At 72.7% G+C, this 20,671-nt stretch carries 18 protein-coding genes; 5 read left to right on the top strand and 13 right to left on the bottom strand.

The genetic code is table 11. The features are described 5' to 3' along the window. Positions 1-98: 98 nt before the first annotated feature. The gene (locus FO059_RS15270; protein WP_143909834.1) at positions 99-701 is read left to right on the top strand and encodes a TetR/AcrR family transcriptional regulator; all 603 of its coding nucleotides are present in this window, start codon (positions 99-101) and stop codon (positions 699-701) included. Positions 702-809: 108 nt separating this feature from the next. Then, the gene (locus FO059_RS15265; RefSeq protein ID WP_143909833.1) at positions 810-3,467 is read left to right on the top strand and encodes an alpha/beta hydrolase fold domain-containing protein; all 2,658 of its coding nucleotides are present in this window, start codon (positions 810-812) and stop codon (positions 3,465-3,467) included. A gap of 101 nt (positions 3,468-3,568) precedes the next feature. Here FO059_RS15265 and FO059_RS15260 read toward each other — a convergent pair whose 3' ends face one another. The 9 genes from FO059_RS15260 to FO059_RS15220 all read right to left on the bottom strand — a co-directional run bounded on the left by FO059_RS15260 (position 3,569) and on the right by FO059_RS15220 (position 14,946). Next, complete coding sequence (locus FO059_RS15260; RefSeq protein ID WP_199256964.1) at positions 3,569-5,134, bottom strand: AMP-binding protein; 1,566 nt, start codon at positions 5,132-5,134, stop codon at positions 3,569-3,571. Continuing rightward, complete coding sequence (locus FO059_RS15255) at positions 5,131-6,123, bottom strand: NAD(P)H-dependent flavin oxidoreductase (RefSeq protein WP_233266649.1); 993 nt, start codon at positions 6,121-6,123, stop codon at positions 5,131-5,133. Before FO059_RS15255 ends, FO059_RS15260 begins: the two co-directional genes overlap by 4 nt. 4 nt (positions 6,124-6,127) lie before the next feature. After that, a complete protein-coding gene (locus FO059_RS15250; protein ID WP_143909832.1) occupies positions 6,128-7,708 on the bottom strand; it encodes an ABC transporter substrate-binding protein in 1,581 nt (526 codons plus the stop codon). Between the two features lie 73 nt (positions 7,709-7,781). Beyond that, positions 7,782-8,891 carry a hypothetical protein gene (locus FO059_RS15245; protein WP_233266648.1) on the bottom strand — a complete coding sequence of 370 codons (1,110 nt, stop codon included), beginning with the start codon at positions 8,889-8,891 and terminating at the stop codon, positions 7,782-7,784. Further along, positions 8,879-10,018, bottom strand: a complete 1,140-nt coding sequence (locus FO059_RS15240; RefSeq protein ID WP_233266647.1) for a phosphotransferase family protein — start codon at positions 10,016-10,018, stop codon at positions 8,879-8,881. Before FO059_RS15240 ends, FO059_RS15245 begins: the two co-directional genes overlap by 13 nt. Beyond that, entirely contained in the window at positions 10,015-11,364 is a 1,350-nt protein-coding gene (locus tag FO059_RS15235) for a DUF1254 domain-containing protein (RefSeq protein WP_143909831.1), read from the bottom strand. Before FO059_RS15235 ends, FO059_RS15240 begins: the two co-directional genes overlap by 4 nt. 47 nt (positions 11,365-11,411) lie before the next feature. Next, positions 11,412-12,794 carry an aldehyde dehydrogenase family protein gene (locus tag FO059_RS15230; protein ID WP_143909830.1) on the bottom strand — a complete coding sequence of 461 codons (1,383 nt, stop codon included), beginning with the start codon at positions 12,792-12,794 and terminating at the stop codon, positions 11,412-11,414. Further along, the gene (locus tag FO059_RS15225) at positions 12,791-13,615 is read right to left on the bottom strand and encodes an SDR family oxidoreductase (protein ID WP_158726343.1); all 825 of its coding nucleotides are present in this window, start codon (positions 13,613-13,615) and stop codon (positions 12,791-12,793) included. The genes FO059_RS15230 and FO059_RS15225 overlap by 4 nt, the downstream gene beginning before the upstream one ends. A 41-nt stretch (positions 13,616-13,656) precedes the next feature. Then, positions 13,657-14,946: a cytochrome P450 gene (locus FO059_RS15220; protein WP_143909828.1), complete on the bottom strand. Its 1,290-nt coding sequence runs from the start codon at positions 14,944-14,946 to the stop codon at positions 13,657-13,659. Positions 14,947-15,004: 58 nt separating this feature from the next. On the opposite strand from FO059_RS15220, the gene FO059_RS15215 reads away from it, so the two are divergent. Further along, positions 15,005-15,688, top strand: coding sequence for a TetR/AcrR family transcriptional regulator (locus FO059_RS15215; protein ID WP_158726342.1), 684 nt, complete (start codon positions 15,005-15,007; stop codon positions 15,686-15,688). Positions 15,689-15,810: 122 nt separating this feature from the next. Next, complete coding sequence (locus FO059_RS15210) at positions 15,811-16,416, top strand: methyltransferase domain-containing protein (protein WP_143909826.1); 606 nt, start codon at positions 15,811-15,813, stop codon at positions 16,414-16,416. 23 nt (positions 16,417-16,439) lie between these two features. Here FO059_RS15210 and FO059_RS15205 read toward each other — a convergent pair whose 3' ends face one another. From FO059_RS15205 to FO059_RS15195, 3 genes are all read right to left on the bottom strand, one after another. Beyond that, positions 16,440-17,084 carry a dihydrofolate reductase family protein gene (locus FO059_RS15205; RefSeq protein WP_143909825.1) on the bottom strand — a complete coding sequence of 215 codons (645 nt, stop codon included), beginning with the start codon at positions 17,082-17,084 and terminating at the stop codon, positions 16,440-16,442. A gap of 208 nt (positions 17,085-17,292) precedes the next feature. Continuing rightward, positions 17,293-17,937, bottom strand: a complete 645-nt coding sequence (locus tag FO059_RS15200; RefSeq protein ID WP_143909824.1) for an RES family NAD+ phosphorylase — start codon at positions 17,935-17,937, stop codon at positions 17,293-17,295. Next, positions 17,937-18,548: a hypothetical protein gene (locus FO059_RS15195; RefSeq protein ID WP_199256962.1), complete on the bottom strand. Its 612-nt coding sequence runs from the start codon at positions 18,546-18,548 to the stop codon at positions 17,937-17,939. The genes FO059_RS15200 and FO059_RS15195 overlap by 1 nt, the downstream gene beginning before the upstream one ends. A gap of 109 nt (positions 18,549-18,657) precedes the next feature. Here FO059_RS15195 and FO059_RS15190 point away from each other — a divergent pair, with 109 nt between their 5' ends. After that, complete coding sequence (locus FO059_RS15190) at positions 18,658-19,917, top strand: polysaccharide pyruvyl transferase family protein (RefSeq protein WP_233266646.1); 1,260 nt, start codon at positions 18,658-18,660, stop codon at positions 19,915-19,917. A 43-nt stretch (positions 19,918-19,960) separates the two neighbouring features. On the opposite strand, the gene FO059_RS18825 is transcribed toward FO059_RS15190, so the two are convergent. Further along, positions 19,961-20,644, bottom strand: a complete 684-nt coding sequence (locus tag FO059_RS18825) for a C40 family peptidase (protein WP_233266645.1) — start codon at positions 20,642-20,644, stop codon at positions 19,961-19,963. Positions 20,645-20,671: the final 27 nt, after the last annotated feature.

Genomic DNA, 20,671 nt, shown 5'->3' with positions numbered 1-20,671 from the left:
TTCCGGCGGCCTCGATTCGGGTTCGTGCGGGCGGGGGTTGCGCATGTCGTGCATGATCGGTCGGGACGGATCGGGCGGGCCGGTCCGGGAGCGGAGGGGTGATCGTGGATCCGGATTCGCTTCCGCCGTATCAGCGCCGGCGGTGGGGGAGCATCGTCGACGCGGCCGGCGCCCTTCTCGCCGCGGACGACTACGAGGCGATCCTGGTTCGCGACGTGGCGGCGCAGGCGGGCGTCGCGCTGGGCACGGTGTACCGCTACTTCCCGTCCAAGGAACAGCTGTACGCCGTGGTGCTGCGCGAGTGGTCCGCGGCTGACGCGGAGACGGAATCCGCAGACCCGGTCCCGGCCCGGCCGCCCGGCGAACGACTGCGGGCGCGGATGCACCATTCCGTCCGTCGCTTCGAGGTCTTCCCCTCGTTCCTGCGATTGCAGCTGCTCCTGCAACAGTCCGCCGACCCTGCGGTGCGCGCAGTCTTCGACCAGTTCAGTGACCAGGTGGTGTCCTCGTACCGGGAACGGCTCGCCGATCTGCCGGCGGCGGACCGCGACGACGTCGTGGCGATGGCCGCGGCGCTGCTGGTGCATCAGCTGGGACGGTTCGCGCAGGGCCGGCAGTCGATCGGCGAGGTGCACCGGCTGGTTGACAGGTTCGTTGACCTGCTCTTCGGTGCAGGGCCCGCAGGCGCCCGCCAGGAGTGACGGCCCAGAGGCTGACCGCGCGGGTCCCGGGCCGGACACGGTAGGCGCGGCAGCGCGCTGAGGCCTGGGCATTGTCATGTGGATCACAGTAGAACTAGAATCCAGTTCATGACAAGACCGGGTATCGAGGAAGCGCCGCTGGACGACGTGCTGCAACGGGTCGTCGAGCAGATGGCGCAGGCGGGCGCCGCGCGGATGGTCGACGGCACGCCGGAGCAGGCGCGCGAGAAGATCCTGGCCACCGCCGCCACCTGCGCGCCCGGACCCGCGGCGGTGCGGGTGCGGCAGGCGGACGCCAGCGGGGGGACGCCGGTGCGGATCTATCGCCCGGAGATTCCGGGGCGCGGGACCATCGTCCACTTCCACGGCGGCGGGTGGGTGACCGGCGACCTCGACTATTCCGACGCCTACTGCAGGCACTTGGCGGCCCGGACGGGGCGGGCGGTGGTCAGCGTCGGCTACCGGCTGGCGCCCGAGCACCCGTTCCCCGCGGCGCTCGACGATGCGGCGGCCGCCCTGCGGTGGGTGGCGGGCGGCGCGTCGGGCCTCGATGCCGACGTCGTGCTCAGCGGCGACAGTGCGGGCGGCAACCTCGCCGCGGTGTGCGCGGCGTCCGGCGCGCCCGGGCTGCGGGTGCTGGGCCAGGTGCTGGTCTACCCGGTGGTGGACGGCGACCTCACCCGCGATTCGTATCGCACCAGGTCCACACTGTTCTTGGGTGAGGAGGAGATGCGCTGGTTCTGGGGTCATTACTGTCCGGAAGAGCCGCTGCGTTCCGGCCCGCGGGCGGCACCGCTGCGCGCGGTGGGCCCGGGGTCCGTGCCGCCGCCGGCGGTGCTCGCGGTGGGCGGCCACGATCCGCTGCGCGACGAAGGGCTCGCCTACGCGGACGCGCTCTCTGCGGCGGGGACGCCGGCGGAGGTCCTGGCGTTTCCGTCTCTGCCGCATGGGTTCCTGCAGTTCACCGCCGTCTCGCCGGCTGCGGCGGCGGCGCAGGACCGGATCGTCGCCGCGGCGGCGCGGTTGTGCGCGGAGGTGTTCGGCCCCGTTCCGGCGCATGACCTTGTGATCCGCGGTGGCACGGTGATCGACGGGGGCGGCGACGCACCGTTCACGGCGGACGTGGCCGTCGACGGCGTCGTCGTCACCGCGGTGGGTGCGGTGGCGGGCGCGGGACACCGGGAGATCGACGCGTCGGGACTGCTGGTGACGCCCGGCTTCGTCGACATCCACACCCACTACGACGGCCAGGTGACGTGGGACCCGCTGCTCACCCCGTCGGCCCTGCACGGGGTCACCACGGTGGTGATGGGCAACTGCGGGGTGGGCTTCGCGCCGGTGCGCGCGGCCGACCGCGACTGGCTGATCGGGCTCATGGAGGGCGTGGAGGACATCCCCGGAAGCGTTCTGGCGGAGGGCATCGCGTGGGACTGGGAGACGTTCCCCGAGTATCTCGACGCCATCGACACGCCGCACGCCATCGACTTCGCCGCGCAGGTGCCGCACGGCGCGGTGCGCACCTACGTGATGGGCGCGCGCGGCAGCGACCACACCTCCCGGCCCACCGAGGACGAGACGTTACGGATGCGCGCGATCATCGCCGAGGCGGTGCGGGCGGGCGCCCTGGGCTGGTCGACCTCGCGCACCGCCATGCACAAGACCGTCGCGGGCGAGCCGACGCCGAGCCTCACCGCGCCCCGATCGGAGCTGGTCGCGCTGGCGGCCGGGCTGCGCGACGCGGGAGGCGGGGTCACCGATCTGATCTCCGACTTCATGGACCAGCCGGAGGAGATGGAGCTGGTCCGCGCGATCGTCGAGGAGTCGGGGAGGCCCGCGTCCGTGTCGATCACGCAGGCCGACCGCGTGCCCGGCAAGTGGCGCGACCTGCTCGACGGGCTGGCGGCGGTCTCGGGGCAGACGGGTCTGCCGGTGACCGGGCAGGTGGCGCCGCGCGCGGTGGGGGTGCTGCTGGGCTGGGAGCTGAGCTGGCACCCGTTCACGGCCAATCCGGTGCACCGGGAGATTGCGGACCTGCCCGTTGCCGAACGCCTGGCGCGGCTCCGCGATCCGGACGTGCGCGCGCGGATGCTGGCGACGGATCCCGACGACTCCAACGCGTTCCAGCACCGGCTGGCCACCGACTTCGAGCACACCTACCTGCTGGGAACGCCGCCGAACTACGAGCCGGGCCCCGAGGACTCGGTGGTCGCACACGCGGCGCGTGCCGGGGTGACGGCGGCCGAGTTCGCGTACGACGCCATGCTGGGCGGCGGGCTGCTCTACTTCCCGATGCTCAACTACAGCGAGGGAAGCCTGGACGCGGTGGGCGAGATGCTGGAGCGCGAGGGCACCGTGCCCGCGCTGGGCGACGGCGGCGCGCACTGCGGCGCCATCTGCGACGCGAGCTTCACCACGACGATGCTCACGCACTGGGGGCGCGACCGCACACGCGGGCGGCGCTTCCCCGTGGAATGGCTGGTCAAACGGCACACGACCGACACCGCGGCGGCGGTGGGGCTGGGCGACCGGGGGCTGCTGCGGCCCGGCTACCGCGCCGACATCAACGTCATCGACTTCGACGCGCTGCAGGCCGACCACCCGGAGGTGCGCTACGACCTGCCCACCGGCGGGCGCCGGCTGATGCAGACGGCCACCGGGTACCGGGCGACGATCGTGGCCGGCGAGGTGGTGCTGCGCGACGGCGAGCACACAGGCGCGCTGCCCGGGGGGCTGGTGCGCGGGGCGAGGCCGGCGCCCGCGGGGTGAGGGGTGGGGTGAGGATGGGTAAGGATTGCGTCGACCAAGCGGATTCTGCACGTTTTCGCTTCCGCGCGTGCGGGATCCGCTTGGTCGACGCGGGCACGCGATCAGCCTGCGGCGCCGTCCCGCAGCCGCCGCTTGTCCACCTTGCCGACGGCGGTGAGCGGCAGCGCGTCGACGATCCGCACCGACTTGGGCGTGAGGACAGGACCCTTGCGTTCGCGGACGTGCGCGATGAGCTCGGCCTCGCCCGCAACCGCCCCGGGCCGCAGCACCACCGCTGCCGTCACTGCCTCGCCCCAGCGCGCATCGGGCACGCCGTACACCGCGGCCGCCGACACCGCGAGGTGCGCGGCGAGTACGTCCTCCACCTCCCGTGGATACACGTTGAAGCCGCCGGAGATGACCATGTCCTTCATACGGTCCACGATGTAGAGGTAGCCGCGCTCGTCGCGGCGTGCCACGTCGCCGGTGTGCAGCCAGCCGCTGGCCAGCGCCGCGGCGGTGAGGTCGGGGCGCTTCCAGTACCGGTCCATCACGGGTCCGCCGCGCACGCACAGTTCGCCCGGCTCGCCGTCGGGCACCTCGGCGCCGTCGTCGCCGCGGATCGACACGGACACGCCGGGAAGCGGGAACCCGCACGACGCGAGAAGCCCGGGCTCGTCCATCCGATGCTCGTCGCGTCGCAGCAGCGAGATCGGGTAGCACTCGGTCTGCCCGAACATCTGCGAGAACACCGGGCCCAGCCTGTCCAGCCCCTCGCCGAGCCGGTCGGGCGAGATCGGGGAGGCCCCGTAGAGGACGAGTTCGAGCGAGGAAAGGTCGGCGCGGCGCAGCGCAGGCGAGTCGAGCAGCGCGTAGATCATCGACGGCACGAGCAGCGTGCAGTTGAGCCGGTGCCGTTCGATCGCGTCCAGCGTCGCCTCCGGGCTGAACCCGGTGACGAGGTGCACTTTGCCGCCGCGGATCAGCGTGGGCACCACCTTGGATCCGCCGACGTGGCTGATCGGCGCCGCCGCCAGGAACCGCGGCACGGGCGGCAACTCGAACCCGGCCAGCACTGCGCCGGTGACCGCGGCGTTGGCGGCGTGGCTGCGTTCGACGCCCTTGGGCGTGCCTGTCGTGCCGCCTGTGTAGCCGATGTTGGACAGGTCGTCCGGGCGGGCCAGGTCGACGACGGGGGCCGGTCCGTGGCGGCGCGCGAGCGTCGCCAGGTCCGGCGCGAAGTCCGACGGGCCGATCGAGAGCACGTCGACGCCGCGCTCAGCGCAGGCCGCCGCCAGCTCGCCGCCCTGGTCCGGGAAGCGCTGCTCGTCGACGATGAGCATCGACGCCCCGGAATCCTCGAGCTGGTACAACCGGTCGGCGTTGGCGCCGAGCGGGTGCAGCCACGTGGTAGCCATGCCCAGCCCACCGGCCGCGGCTCCCGCGCACCAGACGTCCGCCCGGTTGCCGCCGAGCAGCCCGATCACCTGTCCGCGTGCGCATCCGCGGGCCGACAGCACGGCCTGGAACCGCCCGATGACGTCCGCGGTCTCGCAGTACGTGCGGCTGCCGCCGTCCCACGAGAACGCGACCCGATCCGGGTACCGGCGCAGCGCGGCGAACACGGCGCTGTTCATCGTGGGACCGCGCTGATGCACCCCAACGCGGCCGGCCGTCTGCTCGTTCATCGCAGTTCCCTCCTCGTGGCCTCACGGGCCGCTTTGTACTCGTGCTGCGTCTGCTCCGTGATCGCGGCAGCGCTGAGCACGCCCGCCACGCCGGAAACCGAGTGCCCGGCGCTCCAGATGTCCTTGTAGCGCCGCGGACCCGGGGGCGCGGCGCTGCCGAAGACCTGGGCTGAGTCGGCCACGGTGATCTGCTCGTCGAGCCGCTGCGGGTCGAGTCCGTTGGCGCGGATCGACGGCGCGAGCATGTTGGTGCGCAGCCCGGTGAACGCGCGGGTGAGGACGACGTCGTCGAGGGTGGCGTCGACGAGCATCCGCCGGTACCCGTCGGAGGCCAGCGACTCCTCGGCGGCGATGAACCGGGTGCCCATGTAGGCCAGGTCGTACCCGGCGGTGCGCGCCGCCCACAGTGCATGACCGTCGGAGATCCCGCCGGCCAGCACCACCGGGCCGCCGAAGAAGCCGCGGACCGCGCGCACGAAGGCGAACGGGTTGAGCCACCCCGTCTGCCCGCCCGCTCCCGCGGTGAGCAGGATCAGCCCGTCGGCCCCCTGCTCCACCGCGCGCTCGGCGTGCCGCAGGGTGCCGACGTCGGCGAACACTGCGGTGCCCGCGTCGTGCAGCGGGCCGATCACGGCGCCGGGGGCGCCGACGCTGGTGATGACGAGCTCGACGGCGTGCCGGGCGAGGCAGGCGAGGTCGTCGGCGAGGCGCGGCTGCCGGATGATGAGGTTCGGCGCGTACGGCGCGGCGGGCGTACCGGCGTCCGCAGCCGCGGCGACGACCCCGTCGAGGGTCGTCAGCCACCGGTCGAGCTCGTCGACGTTGCGGGCGTTGGCCGTGGGGAACGCGCCCACCACGCCGGCCCGGCACGCGGCGGCCGCCAGGTCGACGCCCGACACGCTGAGCATCGGCGCGGCGATGAGCGGAACGCGCAGCCGGTCGGCGCACAGCGCCCCGCCGGGGGCGAGGAGCGGAGGGGTCTCGGGCACCCCATCACCCCTCGGTCCGGGCCGCGTCGCCGAACAGCATGATCCCGTCGGCACTGGGCACCACGTCGGTGACGCCCCGCCAGGCGACGAGGTTCTTCGTGGCGCCGAGCGCCGCGAACGGCGCCTCGGCGTTCACCCACGACTGCAGTTCGTCCAGCGCGGACTGCCGCGCTTCGTCGCCGTCGGCCGTCTGCAACCGGTCGAGCAGCCGATCGGCCTCCGGGCTTTCGACGCCGAGCACGTTGGAGCTGGAGCCGCTGTGCAGGTTGCTGAACAGTCGCACATACGGGGCCTCGTCCGCGACGTTGAAGCCGGACTCGCCGATGTCGAAGTCGTGCTTGGCATACAGGGCTGCGATGAGGTCGGCCATGCTGGGCTTGAAATCGAGCTCCACCGTGAAGCCGACGGCCTCCAGCATTGACTGGATCGCGAGGGCGTGCGACTGCGCGTAGGCGGCATTGAGACCGACGTAGGTGAGCGTGCCGTCGTAGCCCCCGGCTTTTGCGTCGGCGAGGAGCTGCCGGGCGAGGTTCGGGTCGTAGCCGGCAGTCTCCGTCGGCCCCCAGCGCGACCATTGCCCGAACATCGCGCTTTCGGGCATGCCCTTGCCCTTGTTGGCGCGGTCGTCGAACAGGTCCGGGTCGACGGCGGCGACGATCGCTCGGCGGACGAGCGGATCGGCGGCAGCGCGCCCGGGCCTCTGGTTGACCGCCAGCACCGCGCCCATGTTGGCGTTGTAGAGGTAGCCGGCGTCCTCGGTGTTCAGCGCGTCCGCCACCACGTCGGGCGAGCGCATGTAGGCCGCGTCAATGTCGCCGTTGCGCAGCGCGTCCAGCCGGCCGTCCTCACTGGTGATCACCGGGAAGCGCAGTGTGTCCAGCGGCGGGGCACCGCCCCAGTAGTCGTCGCGCGCGGCCAGCGTGAGCGCGGTGCCCGGCTGGAAGTCCGCGACGGTGAAGGGCCCGGCGCCGATGGGGCGGAACGTGCCGGTCGCCATGGACGACGGGGCCACGATCATCCCCGGTCCGGCCGCGAGCAGCGCAGGGAACTGCGGCCAGGGCTTCGTCAGGACGATGCGGGCCGTCAGCGGGTCGACGACGTCGATGCGCTCCACCGCCGACGACCAAAGCTGCGCGTGCGTGCCCCTGTTCGTCAGATACCGCTCCACACTCCACCGGACGGATTCGGCGTCGACCGGGGCGCCATCGCTGAAGGTGACGCCGTCGCGGAGAGCGAGCGTCCAGACGGAGGCGTCGTCATTGGGCTCCAGCCCCGCGGCGAGCTGCGGCACGTACTCGTCGGACGCCGAGTCGTACCGCACAAGCAGGTCGTAGATGGCGGCCATCTGGCTGCCGCCCGTCGATCCGCCGTCCTGGCGCACCGGGTCGAGGGTGCTGACGCCGGAGAAAGGGGCGTAGGAGATGGTGCCGCCCTGGACTCCCTCGGCGGAATCGGAATCGTCGATCAGGCCCGCGGTGACCTCGGAGATGTCGCGCGCGGAGTCGGTGGTGCCGGCGCTGCTGCAGCCGGCGAGGAGGAGGGCGGACGCGGTGGCGGCGATCAGTAGACCGCGGGTGGTGCGCATGGTTTCACCTCGGGGGTAGGGGGCGCTCACGCGCCGGGGGTGCTCGGGTGCTGGTCGGCGCCGGTCGGCCCGCTCAGCGCGCCATGGCGGTGGGGGAGTCGAAGCCGGAAGGCGAGTGCCGCCCGGCGACCCGGTGCTCGAACATGCCCGAGCCGACGGCATCGCCGCAGCGCGCGTGCACCACGTACTCGACGACGCCGTTGGTCTTGCGCTGCGCGAACTCCGGTGCGGCGGTGTCGTAGCGGGAGGACAGCGACCAGTCGCGGCCCATCCACCGGCCGTGGCTCCACTCGGGATCGCTGCCGTAGCCGGCGCCGATCTGCAGCGTCAGGAACGTCTTGGGCTCGAGGTCGATGACGGTCTGTTCGCCGCGCCGGTCGGTGAGATGGATCCGCACCGACGCCATCTCGCGGGTGCCGGGCTTGTAGGAGATCTCGAACCGCGGCCAGCCCAGCTGCTCGACGGCCCCGTCGCGGTCCACGCGCACCGCGTAGTTGAGTGAGCGGAACCCGTCGCCGTCCTCCTGCGCGATGAGGACGATCGCGAAGTCGTCGAACCGCAGCGGGCAGTACACCCACCAGAACCCGTCGGGCCGCAGCTCGGCCGTGCGCTCGAGCGGATCGGGCTCGCCAGACGGCCGGATGCCCCACGACCGGTCGCGGCTGCCCATCCACACGGCCGGGTCCACGGCGAAGTCCTCGCCGTCCACGCTCAGCGTCCCCTCCCACGAGCCGAGCTGCGCGAACCGGCTGGCGTCGAGGTTCGGCCTGAGTCCTCCCATGAGCAGGTGCCGGTCCTCCAGCACTGCGCGGAACGAGCCCCGCCAGGTGAGGTCGAACGACAGGTCGGGATGCTCGCCGACGAGGCGGAGGGTCTCCAGCGGCTCGATCACCTCGATGCGGTAGCCGCCCACCTGGTCGCGGTAGCGGGTGTCGAGCGCGTCGGAGAAGCGCACGGCCCGCTGGTCGGTGCCGCGGGTGACGGTGGCGAACGCGTCGACCACGCCCAGATTGGGGTACACCCCGAAGCCGGAGACGAAGTAGACGCGGCCGGTCTGGTCGTGCGCGTTGAAGTAGTAGCGGTCGTAGAAGTTGCGGTCGGAGGTCTCGGTGCGCGCCATCGACAGCGGCACCTGGTGGATCGGGTACTCGTCCAGCGGATCCGGATACATCAGATCTCCCATTCGTAGCGGTCGTCGAGGATGGCGCGGAGCATGCGGTGGTGCAGCACGTACTCGTCGGGGTCGGCGGGGGCGGGGGTGTCGCCGAAGTGCACCGAGCGCGCCTTGATGCGGGCGAAGATGATGCCCATCCGCACCGCCGCGAGCATCAGGAAGTACGGCATGTCGTGCAGCGTGCGGCCCGAGTCCGCGCGGTACTGCGCGAGCACGTCGGCGGCGCGCAGGAACGCGGGAAGGCCTGGCTTGCCGAAGGACTCGGCCATGTCCTGGTACATCCGATGGAAGAAGACGAACCAGGCCACGTCGAACTCGGGCGGCGCCAGCGCGGCGCCCTCCCAGTCCAGGGCGGCGGTGGGCGCGAAGTCGCGGTACAGGATGTTGCCGATGCGCGCGTCGCCCCACGTCAGCACGTCCGACGACGCCTGCGCGGGCCGCTCGTCGCGCAGCCGGCGCAGCCCGTCCTCCAGGATCGGCACGCGCACACCGCCGTCGGCGACGGTCCACTCGTAGTAGTCCGCGGTGTCGTCGACCAGCCGCGCCAGGCCGGAGCCTGCGGGCCCGTCGGCGCGCAGCGCGTCCGGCGGCGGGGTGGCGTGCACCCCGGTCAGCAGTGCGACGGATGCCCGCTGCACCCGATCGCGCTGGGCGGGAGTGGCATCGACGAGCGGGCCGCCGAACACGTACGGCGGATTGTCGGCCGGGGCGGCACCCTCGGCGCGGTCCATCACCAGGAACGGCCGGCCCAGCGGCGCCGGCGACTCCTCCACCCGGCGCACGCGCGGCACCGGGACGTGGCCCGCATCGGCGAGGGCCCCGGTTACCGCGGCCTGGCGGTGCAGGTCGTAGCTCTCGAACACGGGCAGCGCCGACGGCTCGGGTGCCAGCCGCAGCACCTGCTCCGAGCGTGCCCCGTCGCCCACCGCGGTGAACAGCACGGTCACGCTCGACATGCCGGAGGATTCCGAACGTTCGAGGTCCTCGACGGTGAGCGACGGATCGTCCTCGGCGTCGCTCAACCACGCCTGCACGGCCGCGGCCAGCTCGGCGAGGTCGGTACGGGTGGTGGTGACGACGGTGTTCACGCCGTCGGGGACGGGGGTCGCGCCCGCGTTCCGCGCGGGTCTCGTCACTGCCGTGCCTCGACCCGCCGCACCTGCGGCGGGGTCCACTCGTGCGTGGTCACGCTGTGGTGCGGCAGGTAGATGCGCATCGTGAGCCCGAAGCCCTCCCGGCCCACCGGGAGCCAATTGGGCATCCGCTCTGCGTCGGGCGCGTCGGCGGACAGCCACAGGTCCAGCGACCCGTCCGGGTTGATCGTCAGCGGCATGCCGTCGTCGAGCGCGTACCGGTCGAGCTCGTTGGCGACCAGGCGGCCGGCCTGCGTGTACGGGGCGAGCGACCACCATCCGCCCTCGTGGTACGGCGGATGCTGCCCGGCGGGGAAGTGCATGACATAGGAGTGCTCGCCGGTCAGCGGCGCGCCGTCGGCGTCGGCGAAGATGGACGGGTACGCGGTGACGTCGACGGGATTGGCGAAGCCGCGGTGCGCGATCCGCGCGCGGTAGGTGTAGTCGGTCCCGAAGCGCCCGACCGAGGGGTCCAGGTAGGTCCAGCCGTCGACGACCGTCGCCCGGCGGAGGGCGTCGATGCGGGGGCTGTCCATCAGGCCCGGCAGCTCCTTGGCACGGCGCTGCGCCGCCTCGGGCAGCGCCGAGACGGAGAAGTCGAGCCCCGCGCCCACGCCCACCTGTGCGAACTTTTCCAGGGCGGGCCGGTCGTCGGCGGTCCCCGGGTTGGTCGCGGCGAGCGCGTTGAAGCGGCGGAAGTAGGCCTCCGCGTCCAGGGTCAGGATGTGCTCGAGCGGCACGAAGTCGCGCGCGGGCGAGTAGGCGCCGCGGGGGTATTCGTGCGCGCGCCCATGCTGGGAGAGCGGGTAGAGGTCCATCGCGTCCTGCAGGCGGTGCGGCTCGGCTATGTCGTCCGGGCCGTGGCAGCGGACGCGCGCGAGCAGCCACACGAAGTCGGTGGGCATGGGCACGGGGATGACGCCCTCGGGCAGCGTGCCGCGGAATCGGGGGCCGGTGAACGCGTAGACGGCCTCGTCGTCGCCGCCCGGGCCGCCGGTGCCCAGGATCGAGGGGTTGTTGGAGTACCCGTCGAACGGCTGGATCGCCAGGTAGCGCTGAGCCGCCGGCTTGTGCAGCAGGTACGGCTCGTCGCCCAGGTCCAGGTACGCCTGCGAGTAGAGGGTGTCGGCGTTGGGGCGGGTGAGGCTGTCGATCGCCGGGGACGCGAGCGCGCGCGAGTGGAAGAACTGCCCCAGCGGCGCGCGCTCGGTGGTGGGCAGCTCGGTGTTCGTCGTCATCTCCCGGATGACGTCCATGAGCACCAGCGGGTAGGCGTAGATGTAGGCGTCCTCGAGCGCATCGGCGGCGGCCTCGGCGGTCATGGTCGCGGGGTGCTGGGGTGCGGGCATGGGGGCTCCGTTTCCGTAGGGGTCTGTGTCCGTGGGTGGGGTCGGCGTCACTGCGCCGGGCGCGGGTCGAGCACGCGGGCGGTGGTGAACTCCCAGACGCCGGCGACGCCGCCTTCGCGGCCGAAGCCGCTGGCCTTGACCCCGCCGAAGGGCAGGGCCACGTCGAGCGCGTTGTGCTGGTTGATCCACACGGTGCCCGCGTCGATGCGCCCGGCGACGGCGGCCGCCGCGCCGGAGTCGGCGCTCCACACCGACGCGCCGAGCCCGAACTCCTGGGCGTTCAGCATGGCCAGCAGTGCGTCGAGGTCGCGGTAGCCGACGACGGGCAGCACCGGCCCGAACTGCTCCTGGCGCACGATGTCGTCGCCGTCGTCCGCGCCCACCAGCACCGTCGGGTCGAGGAAGTGCCCGGGCAGCGCATGCCCCCGCACCCCGCCGGTGACCGTCCGGGCGCCGGAATCGAGTGCGCGCCCGAGCATCCCGGCCGCGATCTCGAGCTGGCGGGCGTTGTGCAGCGGGCCCATCGTGGTGGCGGGGTCGGCGCCGTCGCCCACGGTGCGCTGTGCCTGCGCGGCGAGGGCCTCGGCGAAAACCTCCACCAGCGGGTCGGGCACGTAGATGCGCTTGGGCGCGATGCACATCTGGCCGGCGTTGAGGAACGCACCGGCGGCCAGGCGGGCGGCGGCGTCGTCGAGGTCGGCGTCCGGCAGCAGGACCGCCGGATCGTTGCCGCCCAGCTCGAGCGCGACGGGGGTGAGGGTGGCAGCGGCCTGCGCCATGATGCTGCGGCCCACCGCCGTGGAGCCGGTGAAGCTCACCATCCGCACGTCGGGGTGGTCGATGAGCTGCCGGCCGGTTTCGGGTCCGCCGGTGAGCGTCTCCACCACCCCCTCGGGGAGCGCCGAGCGCAGCACGTCGACGAAGGCGGCAACCGCGAGCGAGACCGACTCGGCGGGCTTGACCACCACGGTGTTGCCGGCCAGCAGGGCGGGCGCGATCTTGGCGGCGGCGAGGTAGACGGGGAAGTTCCACGGCACGATCGCCGCCACCACGCCGTACGGCCGGTGCTGCACGGTCACCGGGCGGCCCAGCGAGGCGGTGATGCGCTCCTCGGGCTCCCAGTCGGTGCCGGCGAGCGTGGCGAACGCGTGCCCCGCCACCCACAGCTCCTGACCGGCCTCGGCGAGCGGCTTGCCCTGCTCGGCGGTAAGCAGCGGCACGAGCTCGCCGGTGGCGGCGGTGATCGCCTCGGCGGCGGCGCGCAGGGCGGCGCGCCGGGCGGGAAGGTCGGCGGCCCACGCCGGCTGCGCGGCGCGTGCGCGGGCGATGACGGCGTCCAGCGCGCCGCCGGTGAGCGAGGGCGAGCGGCCCACCTCGGCGAGCGTGGCCGGGTTGCGCGAGATCAGCGTCCCCTCGTCGGTGACGGTCATCGGGCGGCCTCCTCTGCGGCGGCGGACTGCATCATCGTGAAGACCAGCGCGCCGTAGCCGCCGTCGACGGGCAGGTCGACGCCGCTGATCCAGGCGGCGTCGTCGGAGCCGAGGAACGCGATGGCCGCGGCGATGTCGTCGGGCGTGGCGTGCCGGCCGGCCCACGCGGCGGCCCCCTCGACGACCTCGTTCCCCATGGCGGTGCGGAAATCGGCGAGCAGCGGGGTCTGCACGGTGCCCGGCGAGACGGTGTTGGCGCGCAGCCCGGGCACCGTGCGTTCGGCGGCGAGCGTGAGCGCGTCGACGATCACCGCCTCCTTGGCGATGGCGTAGCAGTCGCGCTGGATGTCCGGCTCGTCCGCGGCCAGTGCGAACGCGTCCCCCCAGGTCTCCGCGGCGAGCAGCGCGCGCGAGCGGGCGGCGGTCTCGCGCCAGCGCAGGCCGGCCTGCGAGGCGACGGTGACGACGGCCGCGGCGTCGGCGAACTTCGGCGCCAGCAGCCGGGTGAGATCCCGCGGGGCGAGCAGGTCGACGCCGAGCACCTCGCGCCACGGGCGGGTGGCGGCGACGCCGGCGTTGTTGACGAGCAGGTGCACCGGGCCGTCGACCCGCTCTGCCACCGCGGCGGGCCCCGCGGGGGCGGACAGGTCGGCGTCGATGCGTGCGGCGAGCAGGGCCGTCAGCTCGGCGGGTGCGACGGCGCCCGGGCGGTCGACGCCGATGACGCGCGCGCCGAGCCCGACGAGCAGGGAGGCGGTGCGCGCGCCGATGCCGGAGGCGAATCCGGTGACGACGGCGGTGCGTCCGGTGTAGTCGAGCATGGCGGTGGGGCCTTTCCTCAAGCGGTCGGGGGTTCCTGCGGTCAGTGGGCGACCGGGCAGGCCGGGTAGCGCGCGGGCACGTCCTTGAGCGCGTTGAGCCATCCCGAGGGCGCGCGGACGGCGGGACCGGTGACGGTGATGTCGGGGATGAGGTCGGCGAGGGCGTCGAAGATGAGCTCGACCTCCATGCGGGCGAGGTTGTGGCCCAGGCAGAAGTGCGGGCCGGTGCCGCCGAATCCGACGTGCGGGTTGGGCGACCGGGTGATGTCGAACGTCCGCGGGTCGGTGAAGGCCGCCTCGTCGTAGTTCGCCGAGGCGTAGAGCATGACGACGCGGTCGCCCCGGCGGATCCGCTTCCCACCCAGATCGGCGTCGCGGGTCGCGGTGCGCTGAAACGACATCACGGGGCTCGCCCAGCGGACGATCTCGTCGACGGCGGTGGCGGGGCGCTCCCGGCGGTAGAGATCCCACTGGTCCGGGTGGTCCTGGAACGCGAGCAGCCCCTGGGCGACGGCGTCGCGCGTGGTCTCGCTGCCCGCCACCATGAGCAGCACGAGGAACGAGCCGAACTCGGCGTCGGTGAGCGCGCCGGATTCGTCCTGGGCGCGCACCAGGGTGGTGACGATGTCGTCGGCCGGGTGTGCGCGGCGCTCGGCGGCAAGGCCCATCGCGTAGGCGAAGACCTGGCCTATCGCCTCGGCCGGGTCGCCGGGGATGTCCGGGTCGTCGCGGCCGGTCATGGTGGTGGACCAGTCGAAGATCCTGCGGCGCTCGTCCTGCGGCACGCCGATGATGTCGGCGATCGCCTGCAGCGGCAGCTCGGTGGCCACCTGCTCGACGAAATTCCCCGCGCCCGACGCCAGCGCCGACTCGACGATCCCGCGGGCCCGCGCGGCGAGGCCGGCGCGGAGCGTGGCGATGGCGCGGGGCGTGAACCCGCGCGAGACGATCGCCCGCAGCCCGGTGTGCTCGGGCGCGTCCATGTTGAGCATGATGCTGCGGCCCGCTTCGATGTGCTCGCGGGGGCAGTCGTCGGCGTAGCGGGTGGTGGCGGTGTTCTCCCACGACGAGAACGTCGCGCCGTCGCGGGAGACCTGGCGCACCAGCTCGTTGGTGGACACCACCCAGAAGCCCTCGTCGCCGAACCCGCCGACGCCCCGCGGCTGCGGGTTCCACCACACGGGGCTCTCGGCGCGCAGGCGGGCGAACAGCGCGTGCGGGATGCCGTCGGAGTACAGGGACGCTTCGGTGATATCGGTGCCAGGGCGGATGTCCGCGCCCGTGTCCCCGGCGACGCCGCCGGCGGTCCGGGTGCCGTTCGGTGCTTCCATGAGGGTCCTCCGGTGCTCTGTGATGCCAGTCATATTAATGAAGTTCGTTACTATGTCAATGAAACTTTCGAGAGGGGTGCGCATGGGCCAGGACACCGCGCGGCAGCGGCTGATCGAGGCGGGCGAGGAGCTCTACGCCGAGGCGGGCGTGGGCCGCGTGCGCTTGCGGGAGCTCAACGCACTGGCGGGGGTGCGCAACGACTCGGCCGTGCACTACCACTTCGGGTCCCAGGACGGGCTGCTTGAGGCGATCCTGCAGACGCACCTGCAGGAGATCGGCGCCCGCGTCGACAAGACGACGGCCGCCCTGTGCACGGGGCGCGACGGCTCGCCGGAGGCGCTCCGGGACGCCATCGCGGCCCTCGCCATCCCCTTCGCGGAGAAGCTGCGCGACGAGCGCGGGCGGCGGTTCATCCGCATCGTCGCGCAGGTGTGGGGCCGCATCGGCGACTGGCAGCAACAACGCTTCATCCCCTCCAGCGCGCTCGCGATGGACCTGATCCGGCGCAGCGCACGAGGAGGGTTGCCGGGCGCGGTGCTGGAAGAGCGGATGTGGCTGATCACGCGCTTCGTCGTCGCATCGTTCGCCGCCCGCGCGGAGCGTCAGGACGCGGTGGTCGACGGGATCGCGCTCGACGCATTCGTCTACGACGTGGTGGGCATGGCCACGGCCGCATACTTCGCGGAGCCGCCCGAGGGCGGGTTCTGGCCGGCGCGGTGGCCGGCGATCAGGGAGGGATGAGCCCGACCGGTGCCACCCGGACGCCTCGTCGCGCAGGTCGCAGTGGCACACCATGGCGCCGGGCGGGTGCCCGGCGGGCGCGCATCCGATCCGGGTCCGCGCCAGACGCTAGGCTCCGGGGTATGGCACGACCGACCCGCTGGTTCAGTGAGACTTCCGAAGGCCACTCGCGGTGGTACATCGATCGCTTCCGGGCCATGGCTGCCCAGGGCGCCGACCTCGCCGGTGAGGCGCGGATGATCGACGCCATGGTGCCCCGGGGCGCCCGCGTGCTCGACGCCGGTTGCGGCCCGGGCCGCCTGGGCGGCGAGCTGCACGCCCGCGGGCACCAGGTGGTGGGCGTGGACGTCGACCCGGCGCTCGTCGCGGCCGCGGAGCAGGACCACCCGGGCCCCACCTGGCTCGTCGGCGACCTGTCCGAGCTGGACCTGCCTGCGCGCGGCGTCACCGGCGGGTTCGACGCGGCGGTCATGGCAGGCAACGTCATCTGCTTCGTCGCGCCCGGTTCGGAGACCGACGTGCTCGCGGCGGTCGGCGGGCACCTCAAGCCCGAGGGAGTGCTGGTCGTCGGCTTCGGCATGGGCCGCACACTCACCGTCGAGGAGTTCGACGAGCACGTGGCGGCCGCGGGCCTGCGGGTGCGGCAGCGCTTCGGCACCTGGGACCTGGAGCCGTGGACGCCGGACTCGGACTTCGTGGTCAGCGTCCTGCACCGCGGCGAGGCCTGACCCCGACGCGGTAGGGCCGGGCCTCACTTCCGCCAGAAGACATGGTGCGTCACGCCGCTCGGGCTGGGCACGACGTCCTGGTGGTACCGGTCGGACAGCTCGTCGGGCGATTCCCACAGCCGGGCCCCGGAGCGGAGTTCGATCGGCGCGACCGCCACATGCAGGGTGTCGATGAGATCGGCGTCGAGGAACCGGCGGATGACCGTGGCCCCTCCGCCAAGTCGGACGTCTTTGCCCTGCGCCGCCTTCTTCGCCCGGGAAAGCGCCGCGGCCGGGTCGCTGTCGACGAAGTGGAACGTGGAATCGGCGAGCGTGAACGACGGTCGGCTGTGGTGCGTCATGACGAACACCGGCGTGTGGAATGGGGGTTCGTCCCCCCACCATCCCTGCCACTCGTGGTCCTGCCACGGACCGCGTTGCGGTCCGAACTTGTTGCGCCCCATGATCTCGGCACCGATATTGCGCGCGTAATCCCGAGTGAAATAGTCGTCCAGACCTCGGCTGCCGGGTTCGGATCGAGCGATGGGCGGGTGATCGGTGGCAAAGGCCCAGGCGAGCAGGCTGCCCGGATCGGCATGCCCGAACGGCGTCTCAAGACTCTGGCCCTCGCCGGCGCCGAAACCGTCACTTGAGACGGTGAAGCTTTGGACCCTCAGCAACTGACTCATGCCCTGCCTCCTGCTACGCACTGCCTGATCACCTGACGATCGGTAGACCGGCCCGGCCGGCAGGAATCATCGGCGCACCGTTCCGCCTGTGTCGAGCTCCAATAGCCGAACTGTCAGACATTGACCAGCACGTGTCCTGCAAGGATCCACATCCTTGCTCCCGAAGTGGTGGCCTTCCCACATCGACGCGGTCCGGCGTCGTGCGTGGTCAGCGGGTGGAAAGGACTGCGCTGTGGGCGTCGAGGACCCTGCTGACCAGGATCTTGCCGACGGTGTCGTCGAGTCGGATGGTCGAGTCGACGACGGCTCGCAGGCCCGTGTCGTTTGCGTGGTCGAGGGGGGCGGTGAGTATCCAGGCGAGACGGTCTTCGTCGTGCCGGCACCGGTAGGCCAGGCCGACGGCCGGCGTGGCCTCGAGGATGGCGGCCGCCCACCTGCGGGTGAGTGGATAATCGACGGCCTCGGATTCCGTCAGCCAGAGGTCTTGGCCGATGGCCGACAGGTGTGGCCCCCGTAGTGACGCCACCTGCAGGTCTTCGATCACCTCGAGTGCGGTGAGCAGTCTGTTGCGCAGCATGGCGGCGGGCACGATACGAGGGGCGCCGCCGAGGGGCAGGTCACGGCAGAGGGCTTCGGCGATGGCGGCTTCGTGGGAATCGCCGGCATACAGGTACGCGTACGAGCCGTCGTCGCTGTCGAACCGTCCGCCCGCCCCCTGCTTCGGCGTGGTCGGGTTCGGTTCGGCTGCGCCGCGGCGGGCACTGTGGATGCGCCACAGGCGGGTGCCCGCTGCCAGCTGTTCGACGTGGGCAGGGGAGGAGAGCCCGCCGGCGGGAGGTGGAATGGCGGGCATCAGTCGTCGAGGAGCGCTTCGGCGATGGCGACGACGAGCCCGTGCGACTCCGGGTCACTGCTCGCGGCCAGGTCGGCGGGGCTGACGCCCCCGGAGAGCCGGCCGTTGGGGCTCAGCCACCAGGAGGCAGCACCCCACGGGTCGCCGGCTGCGTCCAGCAGCTGGTTGACGCGGGCCACATGGGGGCGCACCTCGGCACGGGCGGCGTCGAACTGGAACGCCGGGTGCAGGTAACGGCCGGCCACCCGCACGCCGACGATGCTTCCGCCGGCGCGGAGACGCTGTGCGGCGCTGCGCCCCGCCCCGCCTCGGTCGAGGACATCGGCGACTCCCGTCGAGTCGAGCATCGGATGCTCGAGCACACGGGCTTCGGCGGCGGATTCGGTGTGCACACGCTCCACGATCACCGCGGGGTCGGTGCTGCGCCGCAAAGCGATGTCCCGCTGAGTCCCGATGCCGCCGGCCAGAGTGAGCAGGACTTCGACGCCGCCGCGCACCGGGGTGAACCGGGTGCGGGTGCCCACCTCTGCGACGACCAGCGCGACGAGCTCGTCGTCGTCGAGCGCAGCGACGGCAGCTTGAGTGTTCTGGTCGATCGTGTGCGGGTCCATCACGGCCTCCTGCTACGGATACACCACTGATGATAGCTGTTGCAGGCGTAGTCGGAAGGAGGCCGCGATCACAGGGCTGCGGCCCCGGATGCCCGGTACCGTCGGGCAGATGCGCACACAGTGGCGGGCACGGGCGGCACGGATGCTCGGCGGCGGCACGCCCGGGCGGATCATCTACTTGGTCTCGCCCGCCGGACACCCCAACTTCGGGGACGAGCTCGTCGCGCGCACGTGGCTCGAGCACCTGGCGCAGGTCTGCCCGGACGACCAGGTGGTACTCGACTGCCACACGCCCGGCCAGGCCGCTCTGCTGTTGCGCGGCGCCCACCCGCACGTGACGTTCGTGGACACGCTCTGGCGGATGATCGCGCTCGCCCACGAGAACGCGCGCCCGGGGCCGGTGTGGGAATGGTGTGCGCACGCGGCGGTCACGCTGGGGGCCGAGCCGCGCATCGACGAGGGGGTGGCGCTGCTCCACCGGGCCGACGCGCTGCACCTGCTCGGCGGCGGCTACCTCAATGCGGTGTGGCCGCACCACACGGCGCTGGTCACGGCTCTCGGCGCGCTCGCGGAACGCTTCGGAATCCGCGCCGCGGCATCGGGGCAAGGGCTGATGCCCCGCGTCGACGGCGACGCATGGGAGGCGCTGCGCGGCGCGGCCCGGTCCTTCGCGGTGTTCGACACGCGCGACCGGGAATCCTATGAGGCGCTGGCCGGCGTGCCGGGGGCGTCGCGCACCGGCGACGACGTGTGGCTGCGGGTGGACGGCGCATTACGGGGCGACGAGGCACTGCGGGGCGACGAGGCGCTGCAGGGCGACAGTGCACTGCAGCCGGCGGCGGCGTCGGACGGCGGCGTCGTGCTGTGCCTGCAGTCCGACCTGACCGAGCACTTCGCAAGCGACGGGCGGACCGGGGGGGAAGCGGTGGCCGGCTGGGCCCAGCGGGTGCTCGACTCGTGGGAGGTCCGGGGCTCCGAGGTGACCGTGGTCGAAGGCATCCCCGGCATGGACCGCTTGGCATACGAGCGGCTGGGGGAGCGGCTGGCCGGGGCGCGGTTCGTGCCGTTCCGGGACCTGTGGCATCACGGGGTGCCGGTGGGTGCGGGGCAGACGTGGCTGAGCACGCGCTTCCACCTGCACCTGGTGGCCGCCGCAGCGGGCGCCTCGGGCGTGGCGGTCGCCACCGAACCCGGGTACTACGAGGTCAAACACCGCTCGCTGGTGGACGCGGGCTCGCGCTGGACGCTGGTGGCGGACGGCGACACGGTCCCCGCCCGGCCGACCGCCGGCGGCTTCACCCCGGGGAGCCGGCGGGCGGCGGTGGCGGCGAAGACCGCGCTGGCCGACCGCCTCTACCCGCCGCGGTAGTCCGCGCGGCGGACCGAGGGGGATGCGCGGGTGTCCCGACGGCTCAGTAGATCCGGCGCACGATGTGGATGGGCGGCTCTGCGGCGAGCGGGGTGAGCCCGATGGGCACGCCGTAGTCGTAGGCGTTCCACACCTGGCCGAAGCCCGCGTAGATGCCGATGTGCGAGTTGTCTTCGCGGAAGATGATGAGGTCGCCCGGCTGGATGTTGTTCAGCGGGACGTTCACGCCGTCGTAGATCTGGTCGTACGTGGTGCGGCCGATGTCGATGCCCAGCTGCCGGTAGGCCCACCAGATCAGGCCGGAGCAGTCGTAGCTGTTCGGCCCCTCAGCGCCCCACTCGTAGGGCTTGCCCGCCTGCGTCATCGCGGCACCGAGGGCGACGATTCCGCGGGGGCTGGGGATGGGCAGGGCTCCTGCCCCCTCGCCGATGCTGCCGGATCCGGCCGAGCCAAGGGACCCCAGCGACCCGGTGCTGCCGGAGGAGGAACCGGCGCTGCCCGATCCGAGGCTCTCCGAACCGAGGCTGGAGGACGGCGCGGCGAGGGCCGCGGTGGCGGGGGTGACGACGGCGACGGCGGTGACCACCGCGCCGATGGTGGCGCGGCGCAGTGCCGGGGCGACGACGGAGCTGCGGGGGGCGCGGTGCCGCGGCTTCCGGCGGCGAAGTGCCGTCGGCGCCTCCAGGGATGCCGGGCTCTTTCGGGACGAGTGGCTCTTTCGGGACACAGGGGTGCTCCCATCTGTGGCGGGGCC

The sequence above is a fragment of the Tomitella fengzijianii genome (genome assembly GCF_007559025.1).
Lineage (GTDB): Bacteria > Actinomycetota > Actinomycetes > Mycobacteriales > Mycobacteriaceae > Tomitella > Tomitella fengzijianii.
The sequence above is the reverse complement of the archived record's forward strand: the minus strand, read 5'-3'. Positions and strand labels throughout refer to the sequence as shown.

Coding starts and splice junctions, on each gene's coding strand:
- FO059_RS15190 (WP_233266646.1), top strand. CDS start 18,658: ATGCGCACACAGTGGCGGGCACGGGCGGCACGGATGCTCGGCGGCGGC.
- FO059_RS15265 (WP_143909833.1), top strand. CDS start 810: ATGACAAGACCGGGTATCGAGGAAGCGCCGCTGGACGACGTGCTGCAA.
- FO059_RS15230 (WP_143909830.1), bottom strand. CDS start 12,794: ATGACCGTCACCGACGAGGGGACGCTGATCTCGCGCAACCCGGCCACG.
- FO059_RS15210 (WP_143909826.1), top strand. CDS start 15,811: ATGGCACGACCGACCCGCTGGTTCAGTGAGACTTCCGAAGGCCACTCG.
- FO059_RS15195 (WP_199256962.1), bottom strand. CDS start 18,548: ATGGACCCGCACACGATCGACCAGAACACTCAAGCTGCCGTCGCTGCG.
- FO059_RS15245 (WP_233266648.1), bottom strand. CDS start 8,891: ATGGGAGATCTGATGTATCCGGATCCGCTGGACGAGTACCCGATCCAC.
- FO059_RS15220 (WP_143909828.1), bottom strand. CDS start 14,946: ATGGAAGCACCGAACGGCACCCGGACCGCCGGCGGCGTCGCCGGGGAC.
- FO059_RS15260 (WP_199256964.1), bottom strand. CDS start 5,134: ATGAACGAGCAGACGGCCGGCCGCGTTGGGGTGCATCAGCGCGGTCCC.
- FO059_RS15200 (WP_143909824.1), bottom strand. CDS start 17,937: ATGCCCGCCATTCCACCTCCCGCCGGCGGGCTCTCCTCCCCTGCCCAC.
- FO059_RS15205 (WP_143909825.1), bottom strand. CDS start 17,084: ATGAGTCAGTTGCTGAGGGTCCAAAGCTTCACCGTCTCAAGTGACGGT.
- FO059_RS15235 (WP_143909831.1), bottom strand. CDS start 11,364: ATGCCCGCACCCCAGCACCCCGCGACCATGACCGCCGAGGCCGCCGCC.
- FO059_RS15250 (WP_143909832.1), bottom strand. CDS start 7,708: ATGCGCACCACCCGCGGTCTACTGATCGCCGCCACCGCGTCCGCCCTC.
- FO059_RS15225 (WP_158726343.1), bottom strand. CDS start 13,615: ATGCTCGACTACACCGGACGCACCGCCGTCGTCACCGGATTCGCCTCC.
- FO059_RS15215 (WP_158726342.1), top strand. CDS start 15,005: ATGAAACTTTCGAGAGGGGTGCGCATGGGCCAGGACACCGCGCGGCAG.